Genomic DNA, 13,433 nt, shown 5'->3' on the forward strand with positions numbered 1-13,433 from the left:
TTTTATCAAAGTGCTAGAATAGCTGATTATGAAAACAGAACTTATCAAAGACATTCTTACTTCTAAGCCAGACGGCCGAATCGTTACCGTCTGCGGATGGGTTCGCACTATGCGTGACTCAAAGAATCTCGTCTTCATTCAGGTGAACGACGGTTCCTGCTTTGCGAACATTCAGCTTACTTTTGACCGACAGAATCCTTCAAATCCAAATAATGCTTCTTCAATCGAAAATGCACTCTCAAATATCTCGACTGGTGCTTCTCTCAAAGCCACAGGAAAGCTTGTTGAATCACAGGGCGCAGGTCAGGCTGTTGAAGTCAACCTCGAATCTCTCGAAGTCCTTGGCAAATGTCCTTCTGACTACCCGATTCAGAAAAAGGCTGCCACAATGGAATTCCTTCGCGAAAATGCACATCTCCGTGGCCGCACAAACACTTTCGGTGCCGTTTTCCGAATGCGCAGCCAGATGGCTTACGCCGTTCACACCTTCTTCCAGGAGCGCGGTTTCTTCTATATTAACACTCCTGAAATCACTTGTTCTGACTGTGAAGGTGCAGGTGAAATGTTCCAGATTACCACTCTTTCCCTTGAAAAGATTGCCGAAACTGCAATCGAAAAGGGTGCTGCTGGCATGAAAAAGGAAGATGCTGCCAAGCTTGTTAACTACAACAAAGACTTCTTCGGAAAGCAGGCTTCACTCACTGTTTCTGGTCAGCTTGAAGCAGAAACTCTCGCAACTTCACTCGGTCGTGTTTACACCTTCGGACCGACTTTCCGTGCCGAAAATTCAAATACAACCCGCCACCTTGCAGAATTCTGGATGTGTGAGCCAGAAATGGCTTTCTTCGATTTGAACGATGACATGGACATTCAGGAAGAGTTCATCAAATATCTTCTCAACTGGGCACTCACAAAATGCCCGGAAGACATGGAATTCTTCAACAAGCGAATTCAGCCGGGCGTAATCGATACTCTCCGCCATGTTGTTGAAACTCCGTTCAAGCGCGTTTCTTACACAGAGGCAGTTGCCGAGCTTGAAAAACACGCTGATGAATTTGAATTCAAGCCATACTGGGGCTGCGACCTTGCCACAGAGCACGAGCGCTATCTGACCGAAAAAGTCTACAAATGTCCTGTAATGGTTTACAACTATCCAAAAGAAATCAAGGCTTTCTACATGAAGCTTAACGATGACGGAAAGACTGTAAAGGCAGTTGATGTTCTCGTTCCAGGTCTTGGTGAAATCATCGGCGGTTCTGAACGCGAAGAAAGCTACGACAAGCTTTTGAACCGAATCAAGGAACTCGGCTTGAAGCCAGAAGATTACAGCTGGTATCTGGACTTGCGAAAGTTCGGCACTGTTCCTCACTCAGGCTTTGGCTTGGGATTCGAACGCCTTTTGCTTTATGTAACAGGCATGCAGAACATCCGTGATGTAATTCCATATCCACGAGCACCAAAACTGGCAGACTTTTAAAGTATTAGACGCAGATTAACGCAGATAGACGCAGATATTTATTTTTATCTGTGTGCATCTGCGTCAATTTTTTATTCACGAATGAACAACAAAACGCCACGCAAATTAACATTCGTAACTTTCTCACAGGGAATTTTCCTTACCGCGAAATACTTCCTTCAGAACAGGCTTTTGTCTTTTGCGGGGGCATGCGCATTCAGCTTTCTTTTTTCTGTTATCCCGCTTTTTATGATGATCGTGATGGTACTGGTCAGATTTTTGCATGCTTCACCAAACACCGTCTCGGCAATCATTTCTGCCATCCCTGAACTCGAACGCTACTTTAACTCAGATTCAATCATTCAGTCCGTGCAGTCAATCAGAATGGTCAGCACTTTTGAAATCGTCGCAGCCGTTTTTGTTTTGTGGATGGCACGGCGTTTTTTTGCGTCGATTTTTGATTCGATGCAGAACATTTTTCACACACAGACAAAGCGAAAGGCTCTGTTCAATCAGATTCTCACTTTCGTTACTGAAATCGTCCTTGTTTTTGCATCTTCGGCCGTAATTTTCGCCTACATCTCTTTGCAGACGATTTCTTCAGTTGAAGTCTTTAAAATCCCGCAGCTTGCTTTCTTGCAGAACGGAATTCTTTCCGGCGAGCTGATTAATCTTCTTCCAAATTTGCTTATGCTGGTGATGGTCACCCTGCTTTACAAAACTGCTTCGGGAACAAAACCTTCTTTCTTGCTCTGTTCGGCAACCGGCGTGCTTTGTACGCTTTCTTTCTGGGGATTCCGGCTCATCATGCACTTTTTCCTCAATGTCAGCCGATATAACCTGATTTATGGAGTCCTTGGGCATGTAATCATTATGTTCATGGACATTTTCTTCTTTTTCGTGTTTTTCCTTGTATTCGCTCAGTTCATTTATGTCATTCAGTTTTTTGACGAACTTCTTTTGGGCGAGCTTTACCTTCTTCCAAAAATAGAGCAGGGCGGATTTGGCTCTGGAATTAAAAGGGCATTTTTTGTCCGTGCAGATTTTCTCATCGCAAAAAACAAGAGCAATGTCCTCTCTTTTAAGCCGGGTGAAGTCATTTTCAATGTCAATGATGATGATAATTATGCTTACTACATTATAAAAGGCAGCGTAAAATTCGTTCCCGAAGCAGAAGGGCAGGAGGGCGATGAAAAAGAACTTCTCGCACACCGCGGCGAATTCTTTGGCGAGACAGCCTGCATCCTGAATCACAAGCGTGATGTTACTGCCGTCGCTGTAATCTCAACAAGAATCATCCGAATCGAAAGCGAACGCTTCAGATTTTTGATTCACCAGAATCCCGAAGCTGCCAAAAAAATCCTCAAACAAATTTCTCCGTTCCTTTAATCCTTGTATTTTAAAGAATTACAATTGTAAAAAATTTCAGAATTCTCTTGTATCTTTTCCCCGCTCACATTGACCACACGCCTTTAAAAAGATAAAATAGAGACATAGAAAAAATAGGGAGACCTACATGCCGTATTCAGAACCGACCAATCTTGGTGTTGTTGCTTGTCCGGGTGGAGCAGTTTTTGCTGATGAAGTTATCGCACATCTGCGCCATATGTATAAACATCGTTTTGCTCTTAAGAGCGATGTCATTTCCAAAAGATACAATCTTGAGAAAGAAAAGCTGGTACAGGACATTAATTTCCGAAATGACCTTGCCACTTCTGACTTGGTTTTGCGTGGTACTATCGACAAATACCGCCCGCCAGTATTCAAGGTTGAGACACAGTTCACTTGGTTTGCAAACGGTGAGGTCAAGGCAGAACTTCTTGAGTGTGTCCGTGGAAAAGACATTTACATTTTCCAGGATGCAGAAAATCATCAGCCTATTCCGATGAATGGCGGAAAGAACATGGTCACTTTCTCAGTAAACGACCATGTGATGACCCTTCTTGTTACAATCGATGCTGTTCAGCAGGCTGGTGCAAAATCAATCACCCTTGTTCTTCCTTCATTCCCTTACAGCCGTCAGCACAAAAAGAAGAGCCGCGAAGGTCTTACAGCTTCGCTTCTCTGCCACATCTACGAAATGAAGAATGTCACACGAGTCATCACTCTCGACATCCACTCACGCGAAATCGTAAATGCTTTCAATACAACTTACCTCGACAACCTTCACGCTTCTTATCAGATTATCCGTGAGCTTGCCAAAGTCGTAAACCTTTCTGGCCCAAACAAAGAAGATTTAGTCGTCGTTTCTCCAGATACAGGTGCAATCGACCGCAACAAATTCTATGCTACCGGCCTCAAAGTGCCTCTCGCAATGATTTACAAAGAGCGCGATTATTCAGTCGTCACTCAGGATGCCAAAAACACCAACATCAAGAGCGTTAAACTCCTTGGTGATGTAAAAGGCAAAGTCGCTTTCATTGCGGACGATATGCTTGGAACTGGCGGCACACTTCTCAAAGCCATGGAATTCCTTCACAACAATGGAGCCACAAAGGTTATCGCAGCCATTTCGCTTCCGTTCTTCACAGGAAACGCAATCGAGCTGTTCGACAATGCTTACAAAGACGGTCTTTTCTATCGCGTAATCGGTACAAATGCCGTTTATCATCCAGATTTGAAGGATAAAGAATGGTTCATCTCAACAAATGTCACAGGCCTGTTCGCAAATGTAATCACACGAATCCATCACGACCAGAGCTTGAGCGACTTGCTTGACAACCGTTCAATTATCGACAAACTGATTAAGAAAGATTCGGACGCTGCTGCAAAAGCTGAAGCAAAAGCAGAGTAATCAGGCGCCAAATTTTCTTGTCTGTCGCCCTTCCGCCCTTCGCTCACGCTCATTGCCACTTCGTGGCAACTACGGGGCTACACGGCGGGGGCGGCATTTTTTTTAATCCACAGAACTTTTTCACACTGTTTTTAATATGACAGATACAATCCTTTGCATAGACATCGGAACATCTTCTCTCAAGGCAGCTCTTCTGCCCGATAATCTTTCAAAAGCAGAAATTTTTGTTTCAAGGCAGCCTTTCCCGAAATCAGCGTTCCGCGAATCAAATTCCGCACAATATTATCTTTCTGCACTCAAAGCCGCGCTTGAAGAACTGCATCAGAAAAATCCTGACTATGCGATTGAAGCCGTATGCGTGAGCGGAAACGGCCCTACCTTGATTTCTGAGGACGGAAAAACACTCCTTTACAGTGACTTGTTTGAGCTTCCTTCTCTTGGACGAGTCGCGCATCAAAAAAAAGAAGCGTTAAAAAACACAAAGTCGCTTTTTATTCCGCGCCTTGCGGCATTTAGGGAACTTTTTTATGAAAACTGGGCAAAATCAGCGCATATTTTCGGCACGCCCGAATTTCTTCTTTATAAGCTGACAGGGAATGCAGTCTCGATTCTTCCTGAAGAGCGCTTTTTGCCAGCTTACTGGAACGATGAAGAGCTTGAATCCTGCGGATTTTCGGCTTCTGAAATCAAAAAACTTCCGCCATTCGTAAATTCGGGTGCGTTTGTCGGAAAGGTGAGCGAAAAAGCCGCGCTGGAGACAGGCCTGCTTGAAGGTACGCTTGTTTTTGCCGGTGCCCCTGATTTTGTCGTCGCGCTGATTGGAACAGGAACTGTCTTCCCAGGTAAACTTTGTGACCGTGCCGGAACCAGCGAAGGCTTGAATCTCTGCACGGCAAAACCGGTTTCTGCCGAAGGCTTAAGGACAATGCCTTCTGTGGTGCCCGGAATGTGGAATCTTTCATATCTATTAAATTCCTCACAGAGTTCACAGAGAGATTTTTCTGAGCTTAACCACGGAATCAGCTTGCTTCGAGAGGCGGCTGTTGCTAACGGCGAGGCTTTTCCTGACTGCATGACAATCACCGGCGGGCAGGCTTTGAGCGATGAAGTGATTGCCCAAAAAGAAGCCGCAACTGGCTTAAAAATCAAAAAAATGCCCTGCACGGACGCAGAACTTATCGGTGATTTGATTCTTGCAAGAGTCGCTCTTGGGGATTATGATGATATTGTTGAGGCAGTTTTTGCCATTTTAGGAGTTTAAGGTATGCAAATCTACAATCTTCCTTCCAATCCAAAAGTTCTCATTTTTGACATTGATGCGACCCTCTATACATGCCCCGAATACGCGCACGAGCAGATTGACAGTCAGATTCGGCATTGGGCGGCTCTCAAAGGTTATTCTGTCGAAGGAGCCAGAAATATGATTGCTGATTTCAGACGAAAATGGGCCGCTGACCACAACGGGCAGAAAATCTCGCTCGGGAATCTTTTTACAAGTTTTGGCGTTTCGATTGAGACGAGCATTGAATGGCGAAAGAAACTCTTTAATCCTGCTGACTACCTGCACCGTGATGAAAAACTGATTGAGGCCTTGAAGATTCTTGCCCAAAAATTCTATATGATTTGCGTAACGAACAACCCGGTTGAACCGGCACGAAAAACACTCGAAGTAATCGGAATTTCTGAATTTTTCCCGGAAATTGTTGGCCTTGACACCTGCATGGCATCCAAGCCATCTAAAAAGATTCTTGATGCCGCCGTGGCCTGTGCAAAAAAGGCACTGAACCAGGAAATTGAATATTCCGACTGCATCTCAATTGGCGACCGCTACGACATCGATCTTTCCCTCCCGATAGAACTGGGAATGGGCGGAATCTTAGTAACCGGCGCCGAAGAAGTGTGTGAACTTGCAGATAAAATTTAAGGCTGCCTGGAATCAGACAGCCTCAAGTCAAATTAGTCTCGTGTAATCAAAAGTGCACAAAGAACAATCATATGCATTGCAAAGTCATAAAGCCACTGCAAGAAGTGGTTCATGCCGCCGTTAAGCAGACCGCCGTTTCCGAGGAAGTCCGCGAGAACGATTGCCACAGCCCATACAATCACAACGATCAGCTTTAAAATCGAACCGAAAGTTCCCATTCTGTCGCCAATGAAAAGCTGCAGGATGATGAAAATGCCCGAAAGCAGTTCGATTACACCGAACACGATTGAAAGAAGCCGTGCGATGTCGCCGTTGAACACGCTTTTGATTGCCTTGCAGCCGAAGTCACCGCCGCCCTGCAAAGCCCAGATTCCACCGACGGCGAGCATTGCGCCAACGGCCAGATTAAGTACGATCCAGAAAAGTCGAACCTGAGAGTTTTTTGCCATAAAATCCTCCTTTTTTACAGCTGTTTTATTTTTTATAAATTACGCGGAAAATTTCGCAGACGATTTTGGAATCTTCACGGGCTTCAAAGCCGCACAAGTCCGCTTCATCTTCGATGTATTCCCGCATTTTATCCTGCCATTCAGAAAGATTTTCGTTTTCACCGTCCCGCTGTGCCAAATCCCATGGAATTTCATTGAACGGAACGACATTCACATCGGTCAGCTCGATTACGCAGCGCGGCTCATCATTTGAATCAAGAACGACATAAACTTCACCAGATACAGGAACTTGCTCCAGATTGATTTCGATTTCGTCAAGCGGAGTGAATACGGCGGTTTTTGCCCCCGAAAGAACCAGTGAAAGCTGCGTCTGACCGGCAAAGCCTGAATCTTCAAAAACAAGCTCCCCGGAATACAAGGCATTTTCTTCGTTTTGATTCGTGTCTTTGAGATATTGCTTCCAGAATTCTAGTGTAGTCATTATTTCCTTCCTGTTTTAATGAGCATGAGAATGAAGGCCGCAATCACGAAAAAATTCGGTACGATTGTAAGCACCAGCTGAATAAGCGGAATTTCGTTTCCGAGAACGAGAATTTGCCGCGAAGTGACGAAGCCGAGTTTTAAAAGAAGGTCGAATACAATCGACGAATAGCCTGTGACTGCCGCAAAAACCAGAAACATCCACGAGAAATCCCTTGTTTTGCTCCATAACATGATTGCCAGAAAAGCAATTATTCCACCGAGAAGAAGTTTGATAATGAAGAAGATAATTTCAGTCTCGCTCATAAGACTCCGGCAGCATTTTTTGTAATGGTGGCTCAGTCAAAAGGATTGTTTTTCAGCTTCGAAAAGTTTCCTTTGTCGGCACCGAACGGTACGATTGAAGGTTGATTATAGTCAGGTGAAATTACGAGATTGCATTCGAGACAGTGAAGCACGAAATCCGCGTATTTTGATTCGGGCACTTTCGGAAAAAGATAAGGCCCCTTGCGCTCCCAGTATTTTGTAATAATCTGATCGTAAATGAACCAGTGCTTTTCTTCTCGTTCCTGAAGTGCCTTGATTAAGTCGTAAACTGAACGGGTAACAGCGGCGCACAGGGGAGAGGATAAGAAAGATTCATTTTTGAAAGAGAGATTTTCTGAAAGCGATTCTTTAACTGCAAGAACGAAAATGTCATTTGTCCACGGCAAAGTCGGCTCAAAAACGATGCAGTCAACGCTGCGCCAGTCAACGCTCTGCGGGTTCCACGGACGGTAAACCGAAGTTGACTGAGCTGAAACGGAAATTGCCGCTTCGAGGGCTGCCTGTTTTGAAGAAAAAGTAAAGTCTGTGCGTGAATCGCCAAAAAGGTCAGAAACCGCACGGCTCAACTGAGATTTCTCTTTGCCGTTCGGGGATGAAAAATCAGTGAAATATGTGCCAGTGATTCCTCGTTCCAGAACATTTTTGAAAACGGTGAAAACGGAACCGCCCCAGCCCAAAATTGCACGCCCACCCTGCTGATATAAATCAGTGAGGCGAACGCTCTTTGCAGTGTATAAAAAGCAGTTGCGTGCACGCTTTACTGTGCCGAAACGAGAAAAGATTTCTTTTGAAAGTTCAATAATTTCTGACATCTATAATATATCCGCGTTTATCTGCGTAAATTCGCGTTTTAACTACAGTTTTGCCAATTTCTCTGTCACGAGTTTTGTTGCAACTCCAGGGTTTGCCTTGCCTTTGCTTGCCTTCATTACCTGACCCATGAGCCAGCCGACGACATTTGTTTTGCCGCCCTTGAAGTCTGCAACAGCCTTAGGATTGTCTGCGATTACCTGATCAACAATTGCTTCGATTGCACCCGTGTCAGAGACGCTTTCCATGCCTTCTTCTTTGATGATTTCTGAAGGCATTTTTCCTGATTCAAGCATTTTCGCAAAAACAGTTTTTCCCTGTGCCGAAGTGATTTTTTTGTCAGCGATTGCATTTACAAGCTCAGTGATGTGTGCCGGCTTAATGCTGACTTCGCTGATAGAAATATTTTTTTCGTTAAGGACTGCGAGCAATTCAGCAAGAATCCAGTTCGCAACTTTTTTGACATCCTTTGCACCTTCTGCGGCTTCCTCAAACCAGAGGGCAAGCTCGCGTGTGCCAGTCAAAGTCTCGACATCGAAATCTGAAAGACCGTAATCCTGCTTGAATCGTGTTCGTTTTGCTTCTGGAAGCTCGCCTACACGGCTACCAGCACGCTCAACAAGCTCTTCGCTTACAGTGAAAGGCTTGATGTCCGGCTCAACGACAAATCGGTAGTCAACGAAAGAGTTCTTTGTTCGCTGAACGACGGTCTGACCTTTTGCCTCATCCCAGCCCATTGTTACTTTGAATCCAGGGTTGAATTCCTGGCGGTCATTCTGGAACTCTTCAAGCTGACGTTTTGCTTCGTATGTACAGGCTTCGCGGATTGCCTTGAAGCTGTTCAAGTTCTTGATTTCAGAGATTGGAGTGTGATAGAGAACACCGTCTTCCCAGACATTGAGGTTGATGTTCGCGTCGCATCGCATGTTACCTTCTTCGAGGTTACCGGCAGTAACTTTTACATAGCGAAGGATTTCCTGAACGGTCTGCATGAAAAGAGCGGCCTCGTCAGGTGAAGACATATCCGGCTTTGTAACGATTTCGATAAGCGGTGTGCCCGAACGGTTGTAGTCAATATAAGAATGTGTGCCCTGAAGGTGAAGTGACTTACCTACATCCTCTTCGAGATGGATTCGCTCAATGCGTACGCGGCGGTATTTGTTGTCGATGATGCAAGGCTCGCCCTTGAAGTTGTTCGGACGATGCTTTGCGCCCCCAACCTGCTCATCTTTCGGGAAGTGAGAAAGCGGGAGATCAACGAAACCGTCTGTACACAAAGGAATATCGTATTGAGTAATCTGGTAGCCTTTTGTAAGGTCTGGATAGAAATAGTGCTTGCGGTCGAATTTTGTATAATTTGCGATGTCACAGTTCAAGGCAAGGCCTGCTACAGCACCGAGCTCAACATATCCCTTGCTGATTCGAGGCATGGCACCCGGCAAGCCCAGACAAACCGGGCAAACTCGTGTGTTCGGCATTCCGCCGTAACGATTTTCACAGGCACAGAAAGCCTTGGTATTAGTAAGAAGCTGAGTGTGAATCTCGCACCCGATTACAATTTCGTATTTATCAATAGCCATTTTTCGCTCCAAAAGTGATTCAAGCTACAGTATATCAAATTTCAAAGGGAAGTTGTAGTGGGTTTGAGAGGATTTTTAGCCCGTAACTCGCTCCAGGAAGGCAAGAATGTCTTTGCGCACTTCGCCTGCGCAGTCATCGCACAGAATCTCGTGCCTGAATCCTTCGTACAGCTTGTAGGTGCAGTCTTTGATGCCTGCCTTTTTGTATTCCTCACAGACTTTCGGAATGTCTGCTCCATAATGACCTACAGGGTCGTCTCCACCGGCAATCAGGTAAATCGGAAGGGAAGCGGGTGTCTTTTTGAAAGTGATGTCCTTGTTTGCGTCGCGATTTACTTCCATTAACATTTTGTAGCCGTCAAGACTGAACAAGAATCCGCAGTATGGGGATGCGATGTAATGGTCTACATTTGCCTTGCTTACAGAAAGCCAGTCCATCGGCGTGCGTGCGGGCTTAAAGCGGTCGTTGTATGAACCGAAGCTGCTTTTATCAATAAATTTGCTCTTGAAATCCTTGCCTTTGAAGATTTTCATCAGTTTGAGGATTGTAAGGCCGAGCGGAACTTTCGGGTCTTTTGCGCCTGTTCCGCATACAACCAGAGAATTATAATCTTCTCCGTATTTTGAAGCCGTGAGTCTGACGACAAAACTGCCCATGCTGTGACCAAAAAGATTGAGGGAAAGCGACGGGTATTCTTTTTTTGCGATTCCACTCATTTTGTGAGTGTCTTCAACGAGCGTAACAGATTGATTTGCGTCAAGGAATAGACCAAGGTGGTCAACATCTTTTGCGGAATTTCCGTGACCGACATGCTCGTGAATGTAGACCACATAGCCGTTGTTGCAGAGAAGTTCTGCAAGTGCCTCATATCGTTCAGCATATTCTGCCATGCCGTGCACCATCTGGAAGATGGCCTTTGGTTCGGTTTCGGGCGTATATTTGAAATAGCAGATTCTGTCTGCTCCGTTTGTGCTGTCAAAATAAAGTTTTTCTTTGTTCATATTTTCTTCCTTTTTTATATTTTATTCATTTTTTTCGATTCAACATCTGCTGATTAGTGCTCGACCCAGTTACGGCTTCTTGAAACAGCTTTTTCCCAGCCGTGCAGCAATTTGTCGCGAGGTTCTTCTGCCATCTGCGGATTCAAAACCGTTATATTCCGCTGAACCGTACGAATCTCGTCGAGGCTCTTGAACATACCGATTGAAAGTCCTGCAAGCTGTGCGATTCCAAGTGAAGTAATTTCCTTCATTTCTGGCCTGCGGACTGGAATCTGAAGGATGTCGCTCTGGAACTGCATCAGAAAATTGTTTCCGCTTGCTCCACCGTCAACATTAAGTTCTGAAAGCTGAATGCCTGTGTCTTTCTGCATACATTCTACCAAATCATGCGTCTGAAAGGCTATGCTTTCGAGGGCGGCCCTGATGATATGTGCGCTTTTTGTGCCTCTTGTGATTCCCATGATACAGCCGCGCGCGTACATATCCCAATAGGGTGCGCCCATGCCTGTAAAGGCCGGAACTACATAGACACCGCCCGAATCATTGACCTGACATGCGAGATTTTCTGAATCGGAACTTTTGTCGAAAAAGCACAGTTCATCTTTCATCCATTGTACTACTGAACCTGCGGAAAAAATGCTTCCTTCAAGCACATACTGAACGCATTTTTCTTTTGTACTTGCAGCAATCGATGTGAGAAGGGAATTTTTGCTGCGGCACGGCGAGGAGCCTGTATTCATCATTAAAAAGCAGCCTGTGCCGTAAGTGTTTTTTGCCTGACCTTCCTTTGTGCAACCCTGTCCAAAAAGACTTGCCTGCTGGTCACCCGCAACTGCGGCAATCGGAACGACATTGTTCAAAATATTGGCATTTCCGTAGACATAGCTCGATGCGTGGACTTCAGGCAGAATTTGTTCTGGAATATCGAGGATTTCAAGAATCTTTTTATCCCATTGAAGCGTGTTGATATTGAACATCATCGTGCGGGAAGCATTTGAATAGTCCGTGGCATGGATTTTACCCTGGGAGAGCTTCCACATGAGCCAGGTGTCTACCGTACCAAAGAGAATTTCTCCTTTTTTGGCCCGCTCGCGCACACCTTCAACATTATCAAGAATCCATTTTACTTTTGTGGCAGAAAAATATGCGTCAATCAAAAGGCCTGTCGCTTCTTTTATGTAAGTTTCATGTCCGTCTTTTTTAAGCTGCTCGCAGATTTCGGCTGTTCTGCGGCATTGCCAGACAATCGCGTTGTAAACAGGCTTGCCGGTCTCCTTATCCCACAAAATCGTAGTTTCGCGCTGATTGGTTATACCAATGGCCGCAATCTCATCAATCGAAATATTGTATTTTGTGAGGGCTTCTGCCATGACACCGTACTGTGTCGCGTAAATTTCCATCGGATCATGCTCGACCCAGCCTTCCTTAGGATAGATTTGAGGCAGTTCGTGCTGGGCGGTTCCTGCTATCTGTTGATTTTTATCAAAAATAATGGCACGAGAAGAGGTTGTGCCCTGATCCAAAGAGATTATATACCGTTTCATTATAATAGAAGTATAAATGGGTAAAATTCTATCGTCAAGGAAAATTTATAGTAGTTTTTATTGAATTTAAGGTGATTTTATATTATAATATTTCATCTTATTTTTAAAAGAGGTTTCACTATGAAAAAAATCGTTGTTTTCGCAGCTGTAATGGGAGCCTTGCTTTCACTTTCTGGCTGTAATGAAAAGAAAAACTTCATCCTTGCAACTGGCGGTACTGGTGGTACTTACTATCCGTTCGGTGGTGCCATTGCAAATATCTGGAATACAAAAATCGATAACATGAATGTAACTGCTCAGGCAACTGGTGCTTCTGCAGAAAACCTTCGCCTCATTTCAAAGGGGGATGCAGAATTCGCTACTGTTCAGAACGATGTAATGGATTACGCTTACCGTGGCTCAGACATGTTCGGTCAGAAATTGCCAAATCTTGCTTCTATCGGCACTTTGTACCCGGAAGTCGTTCAGATTGCAGCTTCAAAATCAAGCGGAATCAAAACAATCGGTGATCTTCATGGTAAACGCGTTTCTGTAGGCGATGCAGGTTCTGGTGTTGAATTCAACGCAAAACAGATTCTCGAAGGCTACGGAATCACATTCGATGACATCAACAAAAACAATCTTTCTTTCAAAGAGTCTGCTGAAGGTCTTCAGAACGGCACTTTGGATGCTTGTTTCATCACAGCTGGTGTTCCGAACGCTGCATTGCAGGAACTTGCTTTCACAGCAGGTCTCGTTCTCATTCCTGTTAATGGCCCGGAAGCTGATTCAATCTGCCAGCGCTATTCATTCTATACAAAAACTGTAATTCCAGCCGGAACTTACAAAGGCACTGATGTTGACACAGAAGCTCTTGCAATCAAGGCAACTCTTGCTGTAAACGCTTCTTTGGACGAAGCTACTGTCTACGAAATGACAAAAGCTCTCTTTGAGAACCTTGATGAACTCAGCGCAGCTCATGCAAAAGGTAAAGAAGTTTCTGCAAAAGAAGCTGTTACAGGTATTTCTGTACCGTTCCACCCAGGTGCAATGAAATATTTCAAAGAAATTGGTGTTTTGAACTAATT

13 protein-coding genes are annotated in these 13,433 nt (G+C 44.8%); 6 read left to right on the forward strand and 7 right to left on the reverse strand.

Annotated features, from left to right (window positions below; genetic code table 11):
• Positions 1 to 28 precede the first annotated feature (28 nt).
• The 5 genes from asnS to Q0Q74_RS05645 all read left to right on the forward strand — a co-directional run bounded on the left by asnS (position 29) and on the right by Q0Q74_RS05645 (position 6,174).
• Positions 29 to 1,477, forward strand: a complete 1,449-nt coding sequence (asnS, locus tag Q0Q74_RS05625) for an asparagine--tRNA ligase (protein ID WP_294429282.1) — start codon at positions 29 to 31, stop codon at positions 1,475 to 1,477.
• Between the two features lie 81 nt (positions 1,478 to 1,558).
• Positions 1,559 to 2,845, forward strand: a complete 1,287-nt coding sequence (locus tag Q0Q74_RS05630) for a YhjD/YihY/BrkB family envelope integrity protein (protein ID WP_294429283.1) — start codon at positions 1,559 to 1,561, stop codon at positions 2,843 to 2,845.
• A 127-nt stretch (positions 2,846 to 2,972) separates the two neighbouring features.
• The gene (prs, locus tag Q0Q74_RS05635) at positions 2,973 to 4,250 is read left to right on the forward strand and encodes a ribose-phosphate diphosphokinase (RefSeq protein WP_294429284.1); all 1,278 of its coding nucleotides are present in this window, start codon (positions 2,973 to 2,975) and stop codon (positions 4,248 to 4,250) included.
• Positions 4,251 to 4,386: 136 nt separating this feature from the next.
• Positions 4,387 to 5,511, forward strand: a complete 1,125-nt coding sequence (locus Q0Q74_RS05640) for a hypothetical protein (RefSeq protein ID WP_294429285.1) — start codon at positions 4,387 to 4,389, stop codon at positions 5,509 to 5,511.
• A gap of 3 nt (positions 5,512 to 5,514) precedes the next feature.
• The gene (locus tag Q0Q74_RS05645) at positions 5,515 to 6,174 is read left to right on the forward strand and encodes an HAD family hydrolase (protein WP_294429286.1); all 660 of its coding nucleotides are present in this window, start codon (positions 5,515 to 5,517) and stop codon (positions 6,172 to 6,174) included.
• Positions 6,175 to 6,206: 32 nt separating this feature from the next.
• On the opposite strand, the gene Q0Q74_RS05650 is transcribed toward Q0Q74_RS05645, so the two are convergent.
• From Q0Q74_RS05650 to glpK, 7 genes are all read right to left on the reverse strand, one after another.
• On the reverse strand, positions 6,207 to 6,623 hold the full coding sequence (locus Q0Q74_RS05650) for a hypothetical protein (protein WP_294429288.1): 417 nt from the start codon (positions 6,621 to 6,623) through the stop codon (positions 6,207 to 6,209).
• A gap of 25 nt (positions 6,624 to 6,648) precedes the next feature.
• A complete protein-coding gene (locus tag Q0Q74_RS05655) occupies positions 6,649 to 7,104 on the reverse strand; it encodes an ASCH domain-containing protein (RefSeq protein WP_294429289.1) in 456 nt (151 codons plus the stop codon).
• Positions 7,104 to 7,409, reverse strand: coding sequence for a hypothetical protein (locus Q0Q74_RS05660; RefSeq protein WP_294429290.1), 306 nt, complete (start codon positions 7,407 to 7,409; stop codon positions 7,104 to 7,106). Before Q0Q74_RS05660 ends, Q0Q74_RS05655 begins: the two co-directional genes overlap by 1 nt.
• A 32-nt stretch (positions 7,410 to 7,441) precedes the next feature.
• Positions 7,442 to 8,242 (reverse strand): hypothetical protein, encoded by an 801-nt coding sequence (locus Q0Q74_RS05665; protein ID WP_294429291.1) that lies wholly within the window; start codon positions 8,240 to 8,242, stop codon positions 7,442 to 7,444.
• Between the two features lie 42 nt (positions 8,243 to 8,284).
• Entirely contained in the window at positions 8,285 to 9,820 is a 1,536-nt protein-coding gene (gatB, locus tag Q0Q74_RS05670) for an Asp-tRNA(Asn)/Glu-tRNA(Gln) amidotransferase subunit GatB (RefSeq protein ID WP_294429292.1), read from the reverse strand.
• A 75-nt stretch (positions 9,821 to 9,895) separates the two neighbouring features.
• On the reverse strand, positions 9,896 to 10,822 hold the full coding sequence (locus tag Q0Q74_RS05675; RefSeq protein WP_294429293.1) for an alpha/beta fold hydrolase: 927 nt from the start codon (positions 10,820 to 10,822) through the stop codon (positions 9,896 to 9,898).
• A gap of 53 nt (positions 10,823 to 10,875) precedes the next feature.
• Positions 10,876 to 12,366 carry a glycerol kinase GlpK gene (glpK, locus tag Q0Q74_RS05680; protein ID WP_294429294.1) on the reverse strand — a complete coding sequence of 497 codons (1,491 nt, stop codon included), beginning with the start codon at positions 12,364 to 12,366 and terminating at the stop codon, positions 10,876 to 10,878.
• A gap of 120 nt (positions 12,367 to 12,486) precedes the next feature.
• On the opposite strand from glpK, the gene Q0Q74_RS05685 reads away from it, so the two are divergent.
• On the forward strand, positions 12,487 to 13,431 hold the full coding sequence (locus Q0Q74_RS05685) for a TAXI family TRAP transporter solute-binding subunit (RefSeq protein WP_294429295.1): 945 nt from the start codon (positions 12,487 to 12,489) through the stop codon (positions 13,429 to 13,431).
• Positions 13,432 to 13,433: the final 2 nt, after the last annotated feature.

This window comes from uncultured Treponema sp. (assembly GCF_946187725.1).
Classification (GTDB): domain Bacteria; phylum Spirochaetota; class Spirochaetia; order Treponematales; family Treponemataceae; genus Treponema_D.